Annotated in this window: 17 protein-coding genes; 11 read left to right on the forward strand and 6 right to left on the reverse strand. The window is 73.4% G+C overall.

The annotated features are described in order from the left end of the window. Window positions 1-49 precede the first annotated feature (49 nt). From GR130_RS15185 to GR130_RS15200, 4 genes are all read left to right on the forward strand, one after another. A complete protein-coding gene (locus tag GR130_RS15185) occupies window positions 50-304 on the forward strand; it encodes an acyl carrier protein (protein ID WP_159505229.1) in 255 nt (84 codons plus the stop codon). Continuing rightward, on the forward strand, window positions 301-1530 hold the full coding sequence (locus tag GR130_RS15190) for a beta-ketoacyl-[acyl-carrier-protein] synthase family protein (protein ID WP_201304892.1): 1230 nt from the start codon (window positions 301-303) through the stop codon (window positions 1528-1530). The genes GR130_RS15185 and GR130_RS15190 overlap by 4 nt, the downstream gene beginning before the upstream one ends. Window positions 1531-1559: 29 nt before the next feature. Next, window positions 1560-3365, forward strand: a complete 1806-nt coding sequence (locus GR130_RS15195; protein WP_159505230.1) for a 3-hydroxyacyl-CoA dehydrogenase family protein — start codon at window positions 1560-1562, stop codon at window positions 3363-3365. A gap of 92 nt (window positions 3366-3457) precedes the next feature. Then, a complete protein-coding gene (locus GR130_RS15200; RefSeq protein WP_159505231.1) occupies window positions 3458-4699 on the forward strand; it encodes an MFS transporter in 1242 nt (413 codons plus the stop codon). Window positions 4700-4797: 98 nt separating this feature from the next. Here GR130_RS15200 and GR130_RS15205 read toward each other — a convergent pair whose 3' ends face one another. Continuing rightward, window positions 4798-5223 (reverse strand): carboxymuconolactone decarboxylase family protein, encoded by a 426-nt coding sequence (locus GR130_RS15205; RefSeq protein WP_159509989.1) that lies wholly within the window; start codon window positions 5221-5223, stop codon window positions 4798-4800. Window positions 5224-5350: 127 nt separating this feature from the next. On the opposite strand from GR130_RS15205, the gene pdxR reads away from it, so the two are divergent. From pdxR to GR130_RS15225, 4 genes are all read left to right on the forward strand, one after another. After that, window positions 5351-6868: a MocR-like pyridoxine biosynthesis transcription factor PdxR gene (pdxR, locus tag GR130_RS15210; protein ID WP_443043604.1), complete on the forward strand. Its 1518-nt coding sequence runs from the start codon at window positions 5351-5353 to the stop codon at window positions 6866-6868. A gap of 92 nt (window positions 6869-6960) precedes the next feature. After that, entirely contained in the window at window positions 6961-7602 is a 642-nt protein-coding gene (locus tag GR130_RS15215) for a TetR/AcrR family transcriptional regulator (RefSeq protein WP_159505232.1), read from the forward strand. Between the two features lie 44 nt (window positions 7603-7646). Beyond that, window positions 7647-8345, forward strand: coding sequence for a VC0807 family protein (locus GR130_RS15220; protein WP_159505233.1), 699 nt, complete (start codon window positions 7647-7649; stop codon window positions 8343-8345). After that, on the forward strand, window positions 8338-9132 hold the full coding sequence (locus GR130_RS15225; protein ID WP_236573029.1) for an SDR family NAD(P)-dependent oxidoreductase: 795 nt from the start codon (window positions 8338-8340) through the stop codon (window positions 9130-9132). Before GR130_RS15220 ends, GR130_RS15225 begins: the two co-directional genes overlap by 8 nt. Before the next feature lie 60 nt (window positions 9133-9192). On the opposite strand, the gene GR130_RS15230 is transcribed toward GR130_RS15225, so the two are convergent. The 3 genes from GR130_RS15230 to GR130_RS15240 are packed head-to-tail and all read right to left on the reverse strand — an operon-like array spanning window position 9193 to window position 10485. Further along, window positions 9193-9753, reverse strand: coding sequence for a nucleotide triphosphate diphosphatase NUDT15 (locus GR130_RS15230; protein WP_159505234.1), 561 nt, complete (start codon window positions 9751-9753; stop codon window positions 9193-9195). A gap of 21 nt (window positions 9754-9774) precedes the next feature. Further along, window positions 9775-10020 (reverse strand): hypothetical protein, encoded by a 246-nt coding sequence (locus tag GR130_RS15235; protein WP_201304893.1) that lies wholly within the window; start codon window positions 10018-10020, stop codon window positions 9775-9777. 36 nt (window positions 10021-10056) lie between these two features. Continuing rightward, window positions 10057-10485, reverse strand: a complete 429-nt coding sequence (locus GR130_RS15240; RefSeq protein WP_159505235.1) for a nuclear transport factor 2 family protein — start codon at window positions 10483-10485, stop codon at window positions 10057-10059. Window positions 10486-10779: 294 nt separating this feature from the next. Here GR130_RS15240 and GR130_RS15245 point away from each other — a divergent pair, with 294 nt between their 5' ends. Then, window positions 10780-11607, forward strand: coding sequence for a ZIP family metal transporter (locus tag GR130_RS15245; protein WP_159505236.1), 828 nt, complete (start codon window positions 10780-10782; stop codon window positions 11605-11607). Window positions 11608-12068: 461 nt separating this feature from the next. Continuing rightward, entirely contained in the window at window positions 12069-12734 is a 666-nt protein-coding gene (locus tag GR130_RS15250; RefSeq protein ID WP_159505237.1) for a GDSL-type esterase/lipase family protein, read from the forward strand. Here the strand turns inward: GR130_RS15250 and GR130_RS15255 are convergent. Together GR130_RS15255 and GR130_RS15260 are read right to left on the reverse strand one after the other, a co-directional pair. Next, a complete protein-coding gene (locus tag GR130_RS15255) occupies window positions 12712-13194 on the reverse strand; it encodes an SRPBCC family protein (RefSeq protein WP_159505238.1) in 483 nt (160 codons plus the stop codon). The genes GR130_RS15250 and GR130_RS15255 overlap by 23 nt on opposite strands. Before the next feature lie 99 nt (window positions 13195-13293). Next, window positions 13294-14124, reverse strand: a complete 831-nt coding sequence (locus GR130_RS15260) for a M55 family metallopeptidase (protein WP_236573030.1) — start codon at window positions 14122-14124, stop codon at window positions 13294-13296. A 308-nt stretch (window positions 14125-14432) separates the two neighbouring features. Here GR130_RS15260 and ggt point away from each other — a divergent pair, with 308 nt between their 5' ends. Then, complete coding sequence (ggt, locus tag GR130_RS15265; protein WP_159505240.1) at window positions 14433-16283, forward strand: gamma-glutamyltransferase; 1851 nt, start codon at window positions 14433-14435, stop codon at window positions 16281-16283. The last annotated feature ends 26 nt before the right edge of the window (window positions 16284-16309 follow it).

Genomic DNA, 16309 nt, shown 5'->3' on the forward strand with positions numbered 1-16309 from the left:
ACCCCCGCACCCACACCCACACCCACACCCACACCCACAAGGAACCGACATGACCACCCTCGCCCCCGCCGACATCAAGCCCCGTCTCATCTCCCTCCTCAGCGAGAAGTTCGGGCTGCCCGAGGACGAGATCCTGGCCGGCGCCACCTTCGACGAACTCGACATCGACTCGCTGATCCTCGTCGAGCTGAGCCTCCTCGTCCGCAAGGAACTGGGCGTCGTCCTCGCCGAGGGCGACCTCCAGTCCTCCTTCCGCATCGACGACGCCGTCGCCGTCGTCGCCGCGAAGGGCGCCGCGGCATGACGGCCTCGCACCGGGACGTGGCGATCACCGGCCTCGGCCTCGTCACCCCCGCGGGCATCGGCGCCGACGCCAACTGGGAGCGGATCCGCGCCGGCCGCTCCGCCGCCGCCCCCGACCCGCAACTCGCCGGCCTCGCCGTCGACTTCTCCTGCCGCGTCCCCGGCTTCGACGCCAACGCCCTGCTCGGCCGGCGCACCGCCTGGCGGCTGGACCGCTTCGTCCAGCTCGCCATGGTGGCCGCCCGCCAGGCCGTCGCCGACGCCGGCCACGACCCGCAGAGCTGGGACGGCACCCGCGTCGGCGTGGTGATGGGCAACTCCCTCGGCGGCACCGCCACGTTCGAGGCGCAGCACCGGACGTACTACGACGGCGCACCCGACGAGGTGTCCGCCCTGATGATCCCCATGGCCATGGTCAACATGGTCGCCGGCTACCTCGCCATGGACCACCGCATCCACGGCCCCAGCCTGGTCACCGCGAGCGCCTGCGCCTCCGGCGCCGCCGCCCTCGGCATCGCCCGCGACTGGCTCGCCGCCGGCCTCTGCGACATCGTCCTCGCAGGCGGCACCGAGTCCGCCATCAGCCCGGCCACCCTCACCGGACTCTCCCGCATGGGCGCGCTCTCGGCCCGCCGCGACGACCCCGCCACCGCGTCCCGCCCGTTCGCCGCGGACCGCGACGGCTTCGTGGCGGCCGAGGGCGCCGGCGTCCTCGTCCTGGAACGCGCGGCCGACGCCCGGGCCCGCGGCGCCCGGCGCTACGCCCACCTCACCGGCTTCGGCGCCTCCTCCGACGCCCACCACGCCACCGCCCCCGACCCGGACGGCACCGGCATGACCCGCGCCCTGCGCACCGCACTGCGCGACGCCGGAGTGGCACCCGGCGACGTCGACCACGTCAACGCCCACGGCACCTCGACGCCGATGAACGACCTGACCGAATCCCGCGCCCTGCACCGCGTCCTCGGCTCCCGGCCGGCCGTCACCTCCACCAAGGGCGTCACCGGCCACACCCTGGCCGCGGCCGGCGCCATCGAAGCGGCCTACACCGCACTCGCACTGCGCCACGGCGTGGTCCCGCCGACCGCCAACGCGACCACCCTCGACCCGCAGGTCGAGGTCGACGTGGTGACCGGCACGGCCCGTACGACACACCTCCAGGTGGCCGTCAGCACCTCGCTGGGCTTCGGCGGCCACAACGCGGCACTCGTCCTGACCGCCGCCTGACCACGCCGAACGAACGGGGAACCACACCCATGCACACGCCGACGCAACCGCAACCCGGCACGCTCCCGCGGACGGTGGCGGTGGCCGGCCTCGGCACCGCGGGCTCCGCCCTGGCCCGCCGGTGCGCCGCGGCCGGCCTGCGCACCCTCGGCATCGAGGCGGATCCGGCGGCGGCGTCCCGCGCCCGCCACCGGCTCGCCGGCACCGGTGTCGAGGTGACCCACGACCTCGCCACCGTGGCCGTCGCCGACGCCGTCATCGAGGCCGTCCCGGAACACGCCCACACCAAACGGGCCGTCCTGAAGGCCCTCGCCGAACACCGCGCCACCCGGGCGCCCGCGCTCACCACCGCGCTCACCCTCACCGCGGCCGAACTGGCCCACGCGACCGGCACCCCGGAACTCGGCCTGACCGCCGTGCGCTTCCTCCGGGCCGACCCGCTCACCGCGGTCGAGGTGGCCACCGCACCGCACACCCCCGACCAGCACCTGAGCACCGCCCTGGCGCTGCTCCACCACCTCGGTCTGACCACCCACCGGACCCCGGACCTGCCGGGCGGCATCGCCCCCGCACTGGTCTTCGCCTTCCTCAACCAGGCCGCCTGGATGCACGCGGACCGCTACGCCGGCCGCGCCGCCCTCGACACCGCCGTCCGACTCGGCTGCGGCTGGCCCGACGGCCCCCTGCGCACCCTCGACGCCATCGGCGTGGACACCGCCCTCGCCGTCCTCGAAGGGCTCCACCGCCGCCTCGGCCCCCGCTTCGCGCCCCCGCCCGGTCTGCGCCGGATGGCCGCCGCGGGCGCCCTCGGCACGAAGGCGGGCCGCGGCTACTACAAGGGGGGCGAACCCCGTACGGAGGACGACGGCCGGGGGCGGGGACCCGGGCAAGGGCACGCCCACCGCGACGGCCACGGCTACGACCACGACGAGGACGGCGCGGCCCGGAAGCCGCCGCACCCCTCACCCGCCACCGCCGTCATCGTCGGCTCCGGCACGATGGCCACCGGTATCGCCGAGGTCTTCCTCCGCGGCGGCTATTGCACGGTGCTGCTGGCCCGTACGCCGCAGAAGGCGGCGGCCGCCACCGAGGCCGTCGAGTTCGCCCTGCTCCGCACCGCCGCGGACGGCCCGGACCCGGCCGCCGCGCTGGCTCGCTGGACGGCCACCGCCGACCGCACCGCGCTCACCCGGGCCGATGTGGTGGTCGAGGCGATCGCCGAAGACCTCACCGCCAAACGGGAGTTGTTCGCCGAACTCGGCACGGTCTGCCGTCCCGGCACTCTGCTGGCCACCACCACCTCCAGCCTGCCCGTGCGGGAGTGCGCCGCGGCGAGCGGGCGCCCCGCCGACGTCCTCGGCCTGCACTTCTTCAACCCCGCCCCGGCCATGCCGCTGGTGGAACTCGTCCGCACCCCCGCCACCGGCGACTCCGCCCTGGCCACCGCCCGCACCGTGCTCGCCCGCCTCGGCAGGACCCCGGTCGACTGCACCGACCGCACCGGCTTCCTCGTCAACGCCCTGCTCTTCCCCTACCTCAACGACGCGCTGCGCCTCCTGGCCGACAGCACCGTGAGCCCCGCCCTCCTCGACGCCACGCTCAAGTCCGTCGGCGGCCAGCCCGTCGGCCCGACCCGGCTCCTGGACACCGTCGGCACGGACGTCGCCCTCACCGTGACCCGCCACCTGTACGAAGCCTCGGGCCGGCGCCCGGAGTTCGCCCCCGCACCCCTGCTGGAACAGCTCGTCGCCCACGGCCACCTCGGCCGCAAGACCCCGGGCCGCGGCGTCCGCACCTACCTGACGACCCGGCCGGGACCCGCCACCGCCGCCTGACGCCGGCACCCGGCACCGGCCCGGCAACCGCCACGGCGGGGGACCCGCCACCCACCACAACGGCCGCACACCCGGCCAGGAAGCCGCACCAGATGACCACGGACAACCCGACCGCCACCCACCCCCGCCCGGCCCCCTCCGGGACACGGACCACCCGTCACAAGTCGCCCTACCCCGCCCTCCTCACCGTCACCTACCTCCTGTTCACCGTCATGCTCGGCGGCACCCTCCCGACCCCGCTCTACCCCCTCTACGCCCAGCGCCTGCACCTCTCCCCGCTCCTGGTGGCCCTGGTCTTCGCCGCCTACGCCCTCGGTATCCTGGGCCCCCTGCTGCTCGCCGGCGGCCTCTCCGACCACATCGGCCGCCGCAGGGTGCTCGTCCCCGCCGTCGCGACCGGCATCCTCAGCTGCGCCGTCTTCGCGGCCTTCCCCACCCTCCCCGGCCTGCTCGCGGGCCGCGTCCTCTCCGGCATCTCGGTCGGTCTCACCACCGGTGCCGCCACCGCCTACCTCGGCGAACTCCACCCCCGGCCGCCCCGCGCCGCCCTCGTCGCCGCCGTCACCAACATGGTCGGCCTCGGTGTCGGCCCGCTGCTCTCCGGCCTCCTCATCAGCTACGCCCCGCACCCCCTGGTCACCCCGTACGCCGTGCTGGCCGTCCTGCTGCTGCCCGGCGCACTCGTCCTGGCCCTCCCCGAAACCGTGCGCACCGGCGACGCGGCCGCGGTCCGCCTCCGCCCGCAACGCCTCGCCGTTCCTGCCGACGCCCGCCCCGCCTTCACCGCGGCGGCCGTCGCCGTCTTCGGCTCCTTCGCGGTCCTGGGCCTGCTCTCCGCACTCGCCGGCAAGTTCCTGGCCGAGGGCCTGCACACCACCAGCCCCGTCATGGCCGGCACGGTCGTCTGCTGCGCCTTCGGCTGCGCCGGGCTGGCCCAACTCGCCGCCGCCCGGCTGGCGCCGCGCCCCGGTGCCATCGCCGGCATGGTGGTCGTCCCGCTCGGCCTGGCCGCCATCGTCGCCGCACTGCCGGCCTCGTCCCTGCCGCTCTTCCTCCTCGGCGCGGCGGTGGCCGGCGCCGGCGGCGGCGTGGCGTTCCGCTCCGGTCTCGCGCTGGTCGTGGCCCAGGCACCGGCCGGCCGTGCCGGCGAACTGGTCTCCGGCTACTTCGTCGCCGCCTACCTGGGCCTGGCGGTTCCCGCGATCGGCGTCGGCCTCCTGGTCACCGCCACCTCGCTCGGCACCGCCGCGACGGCCTTCGCCGCGGTGGTCACGGTCCTCGCCCTCGTCAGCATCACCGTGACGGCGAAGTCCCGGCGCGCCACGGCCGGTTGACCGGCGCACCCGGCCGCGCCACAGAGGGACGTACCGCGGGCGGTGGCCGGCCGTGCGGAACGGCGAGGTCGGCCACCGCGCGAAGGGGGAGCGGGGGACTAGCGGGTACCGGGGGTCTTGCGTGTCGTGACGTTCATCCGGTTCCAGGTGTTCACGGTGAAGATCAGCGCGATCAGATGCGCCAGCTCCGCCTCCTCGAAGTGGCGGGCCGCCTCGTCGTACACGGCGTCCGAAACGCCTTCCGGGAGACGGGTCACCGCCTCGGTCAGCGCCAGCGCGGCCCGCTCCCTCGCCGTGTAGAGGCTGGACTCCGCCCAGGCGTCGAGCTGGTAGATCCGGTCCTCGGACTCGCCTGCCCGGCGGGCGTCACCGGTGTGGTAGTCGAGGCAGTAGGCGCACCCGTTGATCTGCGAGGCGCGGATCTGCACCAGTTCCAGCAGCACCGGGTCGAGCCCCTCGCGGGCCGCGGCGTCCAGGGCGAGGACGGCCTTGAAGACCTTCGGGGCGACGCCGGTGAAGTTCATCCGCTGCGGGATCCGGACGGGCTGGGCGATCTCCTGTGCTGTCATGTGTGCTGTCATGCCAAGAACGGTAGGCGTGGATCAGCCCCACGGTATGGTGCATTTCCGTAGCGGGTAGTTGGGGCAATCGATGCGGTCGACCGACGGGGGCGGAGGAGCGGTGCGCGACGCCGGGCACGAGGCCGAAGGGGCGCCGGCGGCGTCCGGAACGGCGCCCGTGGAGGCCGCGCAGACCGCCGCCGCCTCCGCCCTCGGTACCGACCTCTACCTGGAACTCACCGGCCCCGGCCCCAAACGCGCGCAACTCATGCGCGCCCTGCGCGAGGCCGTCGGCACCGGCCGGCTGACCCCCGGCACCCGGCTCCCCCCATACCGGAGCCTGGCCAAGGACCTCGGCGTCGCCCCGAACACCGTCGGCTCCGCGTACGGCGAACTCGTCGCCGAAGGCTGGCTGACGGCACGTCAGGGATCCGGTACCCGCGTCGCCCGGCGCGGCACCCCCCTCCCGCAGGAGCGCACCCACCGCTCCGCCCCGCCACCCCGCCGCCCCGCCTACGACCTGACCCCCACCTCCCCGGACGCCGCCGAGTTCCCGCGCGCGGCCTGGCAGACCTCCGCCCGCCGCGCGCTGGCCGCCGCCCCCAACGACGCCTTCGGCGTGGGCGATCCGCGCGGCCGTATCGAACTGCGCACCCAGCTCACCGAATACCTCGCCCGCGCCCGCGGCGTACGGACCGCGCCGCACCGCGTCATCATCTGCACCGGCGTCGCCCAGGCCCTGACCCTGCTCGGCACCGTCCTGCGCGGCACGGTGGCCGTCGAGTCGTACGGCCTCGACTTCCACCGCTCGCTGCTCACCACCGCCGGCCGCGACCTCGTCCCGCTCCCGGTGGACGCCCACGGCGCCGACGTCGGCGCACTGCGCGGCACCGCCGCCCGGGCCGTACTCCTCACCCCCGCCCACCAGTTCCCCACCGGCGGCCCGCTGCACGCCGAGCGCCGGGCGGCCGTCGTCGACTGGGCCCGCACCACCGGCGGGCTGGTGCTGGAGGACGACTACGACGGCGAGTTCCGCTACGACCGCGAACCGGTCGGCGCCCTCCAGGGCCTCGACCCGGACCGCGTGGTCTACCTCGGCTCGCTCAGCAAGAGCCTCTCGCCGGCCCTCCGCATCGGCTGGATGGCCGTGCCCGACCACCTCGTCGACGCCCTCCTGGCCGCCAAGGGCGCCCGTGAACTGTGGTGCGGCTCCCTGGAGCAGCTCACCTTCGCCGACTTCCTCGCCTGCGGCGCCTACGACCGCCACCTGCGCCGGACCCGGCAGATCTACCGTCGGCGCCGCGGCCAGCTCCTCGCCACCCTTGCCCGACACGCCCCGCACATCAGGGTGACCGGCATCGCCGCCGGCCTGCACGCCGTCCTGGCCCTCCCGCCCGGCACCGAGCGGCAGTCCCTGCGCGCCGCCAACCGCCTCGGCCTCGCCCTCAACGGCCTCGCCCCCTACCGCCACCCCGACAGCCCGATGCCCGCCCACGACGGCCTCGTCCTCGGCTACGGCACCCCGCCCGAGCACGCCTTCAGCGGCGCCCTCGACGCCCTCTGCCTGGCCCTGCCGCCCGCGCCGGACGACGAGCCGGCCACCGGCTGAGGCCGCCCCCCCGGGCCCCGACTGCCGCCAACGGCACGACGTGGAAACCGATTTGGTCAACCACCCGGGTCGACGCATGCTACGTTTTTACCGTGCGGTCAAAAAACAGAGCGAGCGGTAAGCAGGAACGGACCTTCATCGAGGAGGCGCGGCGTGCGCAACTGGTGGACTGTGCGATCAAGGCGATAGCGGAACTGGGGTTGCACCGGGCGTCGCTGGCCGAGATCGCGCGGCGGGCGGGAATCACCAAGCAGGCGATCTTCTACCATTTCGCCACCCGCGACGCGCTGATCCACGAGGTCCTGGCCGTGGTCACGCGGCAGGGCGCGGAGTTCATGGCCGAGCGGTCACGCCGGCAGCCCACGCCTGCCGACGAGTTGCGGGCCTACATCGAGGCCAACGTGGAGTACATCGCCACTCACCGCGACCGGGTCAGGGCGCTGGTCTCGATCGCGATGAACTTCACCGACGAGGACGGCCGTTCCCGGCTCCTGCCGCTCGACGCGTCGGTCTACGGCGACAGCCTCGCGCCACTCCAGGACATCCTGCGGCGCGGCCAGGAGCAGGGCCACTTCGGGGAGTTCGCCACCCGCACGATGGCGATGACGATCCGCGCGTCCATCGACGCGATCGGACCGCAGCTCGGCGCGCTGCCCGAACTCGACCTGGACGGCTACGCCCGCGACCTGGTCCAGCTGTTCGGCCGCGCCACAGCGAAGGACGAGCGGGCATGAGCCCGCGCGCCGAGAACGCCCAACCACACGACGGGGAGTCAGGGATGGACCACACACACGACCTTCGCACCGACCGCGGGGTCACCGACGAGGCGGCACAGCCGCGGGGAACGCGCGGCGGGGGAGCGCCGGGCGGGCGCGCAGGGGCGGCGCTGGCGCTCGATGTCGTGGTTCCCCTCGGCGTGTTCTACGGCAGCCGGGCCGCCGGCGCCGGCCAGTGGCTGTCGCTGGTCCTCGCCGGCATCGCACCGCTCGCCGGCCTCGCCCTGACCTGGGTGCGGCAGCGGCGTGCCGACCCCACCGCGCTGTTCGTGCTCGCCGCCATGCTGCTGTCCGTACTGGTCGCCATGGTCACCGGTGACCCCCGGGTGCTGCTGGCGCGGGAGAGCTGGATCACCGCGGCGCTGGGGCTGTGGATCCTCGGATCCCTGGCGCTGGCCCGCCCCTTCCTCTTGGACGTCGCCGTCAAGGTCACACCGCCCGGCATGGCGCGGCGCCTGGAGTGCCTCTGGCACGGCAGCCCCGTCGTCCGCCGGTGGCTGACGGTGTCCAGCGTGGCCTGGGGCGGTGCGTTCCTGCTCGACGCCGTCGCCCGCGTGGTGATGGCCTATACGCTCCCGGTCGACAGCGTTCCCTCGCTCGGCGTGGTGGCGCTGGTCGTGATGCTCTGCCTGGCACAGGCCGTCGTGATGGTGTACGGCCGCCGCAGCGGCGCCCTCGCCCGGGTGCGCGGCCGTGGCTGAACCGATGGCCCGTCCCCGTGTCGTACTGGTCACCGGCGGCGCGCAGGGCATCGGAGCGGCCATCGTCCGGCGCTTTGCGGCCGCCGGAGACCATGTGGTGATCGCCGACACCGATGTGGAGCGGGGCACCCACCTCGCCGGGACCACCGGCAGCCTGTTCGTCCGCACCGACGTCGGACGGCCGGACGACAACCGCGCCGCCGTCGCCGCCGCAGTGGAGCGGTTCGGCGGCCTGGACGTCGTCTGCCTCAACGCCGGTGTCCCCGGGGGCATTTCACTCGGCGCCGACTTCGACCCGGAGCGCTACCGCCAGGCCATGCGCGTCAACCTCGACGGCGTCGTCTACGGCGCCAACGCGGCGCTCCCGCATCTCACGGCCCGCGGCGGCGGAGCCATCGTCATCACCTCCAGCCTGGCCGGTCTGGCGCCGTCGCGCGATCTGTACTACTCGGCGGCCAAACACGCCCTGATCGGCCTGACCCGCTCCCTCGCCCTGCACACGCACCAGGACCACATCACCGTCAACGCGGTGTGCCCCGGCATCGTCGACACCCGCCTGGTGGCACCCCAGCGCGACGCCGTCGACGCCCTCGGACTGGCCGTCGCCGACCCCGACCGGGTGGCAACGGCCGTCGCCACCATCCTGGAGACGGGCAACACCGGCCAGGCATGGCTGGTCCAGGCCAACCGGCCCATCGCCCCGTACGCCTTCCCCGACATCACCCTCAGCCGGCTCGACGTCCCCGGGCCACCCGGAGACGGCGCCGACGACCCCGCCGACCCGTGAAGCGCCGCTACGTGACTGCCCCTTCGACGAGGCGCCGGGAGAGCCGCGTCCGCCGCCGGTTCACGCGTCCCCGGGCCGACGCCCCGGTACCCGACGCGGCCGGTCACCTTCCGCGTCGCCGTCGACCGCATCGCCGTCGACTCCCGTCACGGGCAACCGGTGCGCCGCCGGGAACACGATGTCGAGGTCCGGGCGCCAGGCCGCCAGGATCTGTGCGGAGGGCGTGAACAGCGGGCTGGGCAGACCGGCCGGGGAGCGCCATTCCCACGCGCTGACGTGCTCGGGCTCGGCCGCGTACGGCACACCGTCGTACGCGGTGAGGACCGCGGCCATCGTGATGCGGTTCAGGCCGTGGACCGCATCGTGCAGCATCGCGAACACCCGGACCGCGGCCGGCTCGGCGCGCAGCCCGGTCTCCTCCGCCAACTCGCGTGCGGCGGCGGCCTGCACGCTCTCACCCGGCTCGACCTTGCCGCCGGGAAGCTCCCACGTCCCGGCCCGGTGCCGCCCGAGCAGTACCCTGCCGTCCGCGTCCAGAACGATGACGCCGACCCCGAACGCGGCCTGCGCCAGTGGCGGCCGATCGCCACGCTGCCGGCTGGTGACCGTCTGCCCCTTCAATCCCGCTCCCCGCCCCTCACCTCAGACGACGGCCTTGTCATGAGCCCCCGCCGCGATCGCCGCGGCCGTCTGCTCGGCTGTCAGCCCCGCACTGTCCAGCCACCACCCGACCCCGGCCAACTCCTCTTCCATCGCCCGGTAGAACGGTGCCACGTCGTAGTCGACGCGCGCCACCGCCGCCCGCGTGGCATTGCGCTCCCGGCAGACCTCCACCGGGGGCGCCAACACCACGAACATGACGGGCCTGAGCCGGAGCACGGCCACCATCAGGTCAAGCGTCTCGCGGTCGGCGACGGTGTACCGCTAGAGGTTGTCGCCCCAGCCGCTCTGCATCATGGTCTGGAACGCCCAGACGCCGTCCCGCCTGACCAGGATGTCGGCATAGCGCAACTGCCGGGTCCGGCCCCCCACCGTCATGGCCGAATCGCTGAACATCACGGCCAGGGACGGCGAGAGGAAGACGGGCGTCCGTGTGGACCGGAAGGCGATGTCCTCGCCGCCCTCGCCCATCACCCGCGTCATCGTCGCGACGAACTGCTCCCGGTTCCACTGCGCCGTACGGCCGTTGCCGGCCGAGTCGTCGCTCACGAGGTTGAGCGGGAACACCGCCATGTCGGCCATCCGCTCGATCTTCCGTCGCGCGCTGTGCGCGTCGTACTCCGCGAACCAGTCGTCCAGGCTCGTGCGGTCTTCGTCGGTGGGGACGTACCCGGTGTCGGGCAGAACGATCACAGGGGCTCCTTGGGTAGTGCTCGATGAGCAGTCTTCAACTTTGACTAGTGAGGAGAGAGTAGAGTCCGCGAAGATGCTAGTCAAACTTGATTAGCGGAGAGGGTGTCCGGGATGGAGTGAAGGAGGTGACTTCGCCCTCTGCTGCCTCCAGCCGCCCACTGGTCCGCAACACGCCCGGCTGCGGTCCATGAATTCGCCAAGGTTTCCCAAAACCGACCCGTGAGGCTGTTAGGTGAGCCTTGCCTGACCTACTGTCTGTGGTCGTCCCCGCGCATGCTGACTGGAGTCCCCGTCATGTCCAGCACGAACATCGCCCTGCTCGGCGCCATCGCCGGCTTCACCATCTACCTCGGTCTGCCACTGGGCCGGCTGCGTACGCCGACTCCGCGGCTCAAGGCCGGGCTGAACGCCGTCGCCATCGGCATTCTGATCTTCCTGGTGTGGGATGTGCTGACCCATGCCTGGGAGCCCATCGACGAGGGGCTGAGCAAGCACCACTGGGGGCCGGTCGCGTCCGGCGGGCTGGTGCTCGTCGCGGGGCTGGCGATCGGGCTGGTGGGGCTCGTGTACTACGACGGCTGGATGGCCCGCCGACGGCAGGCCGCCGGGCGTCCCGCCGGCCCCGGCGCCGCGGCGGCCACCGAGTTGGCGCCGCGGCAGCGCAGTCAGGCCGGTTCGCTCGCGCTGATGATCGCGACCGGTATCGGGCTGCACAACTTCGCCGAGGGCCTGGCGATCGGCAACTCCGCCGCGCAGGGCGAACTCTCGCTCGCCGTCCTGCTCATCATCGGGTTCGGCCTGCACAACGCCACCGAGGGCTTCGGCATCGTCGCCCCGCTCGCGGCGGAGGGCGAACGCCCCTCCTGGACCACCCTGCTCCTGCTCGGCCTGATCGGTGGCGGCCCGACCTTCATCGGCACCGTCGTCGGCCAGCACCTGGTCAACGACACCCTGTCGATCGCCTTTCTCGGTCTGGCCGCCGGCTCGATCCTCTACGTCGTGATCGAACTGCTCGCCGTGGCCCGCAAGACCGGTCTCAAGAACCTCACCACCTGCTGCATCTTCCTCGGCCTGATCCTCGGCTTCGCCACGGACGCCGTCGTCACCGCGGCCGGCGCGTGAGCGCGGCACGCTGATCGCGCGGCAGCGGTCCCCGGCAGGACGGTCACACGGCCTGCCGGGGACCGCTGCCGTATTGCCGCCCTGCCGGGGGCCGTCCGGTGCTGACGGAGGGCCTTTCCCCGCGCGGTTCGCCGCGGTGCCCCGTGCCGACGGGCCCGGTGCTCCCCGTGGTGACGCCCTACAGCGCGCCCGTCAACTCCGCAGGCGTCGCGAGGACGGCCGCGAGGAGCCCCGGGAAGCAGGCGTCCAGGTCCGCGCGGCGGACGGTGAGGATGCGCTGCGGGCCGTCAGCCGCACCGGATCGGCCAGTGCCGCCAGGACTTTCGGCAGTCGCAGATCGGAGGTGTCCGGATGCCGGTCGTCCCCGCTGTGCCCGGCCGCGACCGGCCGGCGCCGAACCGTTCCGTTCGCTGCACTGGATCGCCCGCGTACTCGTCGACGCACTGGCGCGCGGTCCGGTCGTGGTGGCGTACGGCGACTCGATCACGAGGGGCGACGGCACCCCGGCGGACCGCGAGCAGCGCTACCCCGACCACCTCCAGCGCAGGCTGCACGCCGCGGGAGCCGGCGGCGCCGTGGTGCTGAACGCCGGGCTCGGCGCGAACCGCCTGCTGCGGACGGGACTCGGGCCCTCGATGGGGGAGCGGTTCGGGCGTGACGTCCTCGGTGTCGCCGAGGCGACCCACGTGATCATCATGGGCGGCGCCAACGACATCGCCCTGCCGGGCCTGCTCGGCGAACGGCCCCCGGCAGCCGACGAGATCACCGGCGGGCTCCTCGCACTGGCCTCGCGCGCCCGGCAGCACGGCTTCCGGCCCGTCCTGGGCACCATCACCCCCTTCGGCGGCAGCACCCTCGCGCCGTTCCGGACCGAGGGCAACGAGCGCATCCGGCAGGAGGCCAATCACGCGATCAGGTCCCAACGGGACTGGCCCGTCGTGGACTTCGCGGCCGCGGTCGCGGACCCGGACGACCCGGCCCGGCTGGCCGCGGCGTACGACTCGGGCGACGGCGTCCATCCGGGAGGAGCCGGTGCCCGAGCCCTCGCCGACGCCGTCGACCCGGCGCTGTTCGCCCGAATCCGGCGACCCGCGGGCTCGTGCGCTACGGCTCCAGGTGCGTCTTGAGGCGCCGCAAGGTGGTGGTGATGTGGGCTTCGTTGGTCCCGATGCGGTCCGAGACGCCGGTGATCGCGATGGCGAAGGGGACGAACCACTGCGGGACCCGCAGCCAGTTCGTCTCGGTGACGGTGCAGCCCTCGGCGGTCGGCTCGATGTCGTACTGCCAGCGGGAGATGGGGATGCGGAGCGGTGACGCCGCCACTTCGTAGGCGAAGCGCCGGCCCGCGTCGGCGTCCGTGACGCGGCAGGTGGTGACCCAGCGGCGGACACCGTTGCGGTTGTAGCCGCGGAAGCGGGCACCCACCGCCGCGGTCCCGGCGCCCCCCAGCCACCGGGCCCGATGCGCCTCCTCGGCGAACCGGACCATCACGGGCGGGTCGCTGATGACGCGGTACGCGTCCTCGGGCGTGGTCCGGATGGTCACCGAGCCGGTCGCCCCGGGCTCCGGGAATCGCGGTATGCGCATGGGTTCTCCTCCGCCGACGGTATGCAGCGCCTACCTCAGCGGAGGGGGCGTCGGTACGTCAACAGACCTGCGGGATCCGGGTGTCGGCAGCCGCCTTCCTCACTCCGCGATGCCCCGGGTGAGGAGGACGACGGTCACGAACCGCCGGTAGAGGCGGACCGGGTCCTCGTCCGTGAGCCGGACCGTGACGGCGTCGACGGGGACGACGCCGGTGATCCAGGCGGCCATGTCGGCCAGGTCCGGATTGCGGAACCGCACGGTCAGCGTGGCCGGCAGCGCGATGCGCGGAAGGCCGGTCTCCGGCAGCGCGCGGACGGCCTCCCGGGCGGCCCGGCGGATCAACTCGCGGGCGTCTTCGGGGTGCAGGCTGTCCGCCGCGAACCGGGAGACGGACGACTTGACGACGACGCTGCGGACGTCCGGGCAGAACGGTGCGATCTCGGCGGCCGTCGTGTCATCGCCGGTGATGAGCGCGACCGGTACCCGGTGGCCCAGCGCCACCAGGGCGTTGATCGCGCTCTCCCCGGCGGTGATGCCGTTGAGGAGCACCTCGCTGATGGCCCGGGGGTTGTAGGTGTGCGAGAGCGCGGCCGGGGAGCCCGCCATCGAACCGTGGTAGGAGACGAAGAAGACGGCGTCGAACGACGGGTCCAGGCCCTGCATCATGTAGAGGGGCTTGTGCCGGCCGGACAGATAGCGGGCCCGTCCCGAGAGGGCGTCCGGACGCAGGTTGGCCATCCGCCCGTGCGAGTCGTTGACCAGGAACGCGGTCGCGCCGCCGGCTCGCGCCCCGTCGATCGCCGCGTTGACCTCGTGCTGCAACAGGCCCCGGTAGTAGGCGTATTCGGCGGCCGACTCCTCGGCCCGGCACTGGGACCAGTCGACGACTCCCGTGGTGCCTTCCATGTCGGAGGAGACGAAGATCTTCACGTTGGCGCTCCCACTGGTGGTCCGTCGATGTCGCTGCGCGCTGGTACCAAGGTCACCGGGGCGCCGGTGCGAGGCGAAGCTAGTGCCGTACCCGACGGACCGGCAAGCGGCGGGCGCCGGCCGGGGGACGCTTCCCGCCATCGCGGCAGCAGCGTCCCGGCCGGGACGACACGGGCGAGGACCGCTCCCGACTACTGGCCGGGAACCTCAGGTTTAGCGCAATTCTTCTCGCCATTCGTTGCTGGTGCCGTCACTCGCTGCCAGGGTTTCGGTACCCCCCCTCAGCACCCGAGGTATACGGAGCGTTTATGACTATCCGTCGTGTCCTTGCCGCTGCCGTCACCGCGGCGACTGTGGTCACCGTCCCCTTCCTCGTTTCCTCCACCGCTCTCGGCTCGGCCGCTTCGCAGCCGTCCACCGGATCCGGGCAGCGGCCCCCCGCCAAACAGGCCGTCGCCGTCGGGAACGGCGGTGCGGTCTCCAGCGTGAACCCCTATGCCACCCAGGTCGGGATAGACGTGCTCAAGCACGGCGGCAACGCCGTGGACGCGGCGGTCGCCACCGCGGCCGCGCTCGGCGTGGTCGAGCCCTACTCGGCGGGCGTGGGGGGCGGCGGCTACCTGGTCTCGTACAACGCCCGCACCCACCAGATCCGCACCATCGACGGCCGCGAGACCGCGCCGGCCCGCATGCGGCCGGATTCCTTCATCGACCCGTCGACGGGCAAGCCGATCGACTTCGACACCGCGGTCAACTCCGGGCTGTCGGTGGGAGTTCCGGGCACGCCCGCCCTCTGGCAGAAGGCGCTGCACGACTGGGGGACCATCTCGCTGGCCAAGGCCCTCGAACCGGCCACGGCCATCGCCCGTGACGGCTTCGTCGTCAGCGGTCAGTTCCGGGCCCAGACCGAGATGAACGAGGCCCGGTTCCGGCAGTTCAGCTCCACCCGCGAACTGTTCCTGCCCGGCGGCGAACTGCCCGTCGTGGGCTCGCGCTTCCGCAACCCGGACCTGGCCCGTACGTATCGCGAACTCGCCCGCAAGGGAGTCGGCGCCATCTACCACGGCGACATCGGCCGGGACGTGGTCAAGACCGTCCAGAAGCCGCCGATGGCCGCCGGGGCGCCCGCGGTGCGCGCCGGACTGATGAAGCCGAAGGACCTGGCGAGCTACCACGCCCTGGGGCAGGCCCCCACCAAAACCACCTACCGCGGGCTGGACGTCTACGGCATGGCGCCCTCCTCCTCGGGCGGCACCACGGTGGGCGAGGCCCTGAACATCCTGGAGAACTTCCACCTTTCCCCGGCCGACCGGGTCCAGGCCCTGCACCACTACCTGGAAGCCAGCCGGATCGCCTTCGCCGACCGGAACCGCTGGGTGGGCGACCCCGCCTTCTCGCGGGTGCCGACCCAGGGCCTGCTCGCCAAGAAGTTCGCCAGGGACCGGGCCTGCCTGATCAGTCCGAAAGCGGCGCTCACCAGCCCGCTGGCTCCCGCGGACCCGAGCAGGCCGGGCTCGCGCTGCGTCGCCGGTACCGGCAGCCCGGAAGCCTACGAGGGGCCGTCGACGACCCACCTGGTCACCGCCGACCGCTGGGGCAACGTGGTCTCGTACACCCTCACCATCGAGCAGACCGGCGGCTCGGCCATCACCGTGCCGGGACGCGGGTTCCTGCTCAACAACGAGCTGACCGACTTCGACTTCGCGCCGATCTCGGCCGGCGTACCCGACCCGAACCTCCCCGACGGCGGCAAGCGGCCCCGCAGCAGCATGTCGCCGACGATCGTGCTGAAGGACGGCAAGCCGTACATCGCCGTCGGCTCGCCGGGCGGCGCGACCATCATCACCACCGTGCTCCAGACCCTGGTCAACCGGATCGACCTGGGCATGACGCTGCCGCAGGCGGTGGCCGCCCCGCGCATCTCGCAGCGGAACCGGACCACGACCGAAGCCGAACCCGCCTTCCTCAAGTCGCCCGACCGCGCCGCGCTGGAAGCCCTCGGCCAGAAGTTCGTGCTGGCACCGCCGGCCTTCACCCCGTCGCCCGAGATCGGCGCGGTGGCCGCGCTGGAGTTCCGGCCCCGGGGCACGATCCAGGCGGTCGCCGAACCCGTCCGGCGCGACGGCGGATCCGCCATGGTCGTCCACAAGGCCGGGTGAGCCGAGCCGGTCCGGAACGACGGCGA

Source organism: Streptomyces sp. GS7 (assembly GCF_009834125.1).
Classification (GTDB): Bacteria; Actinomycetota; Actinomycetes; order Streptomycetales; family Streptomycetaceae; genus Streptomyces.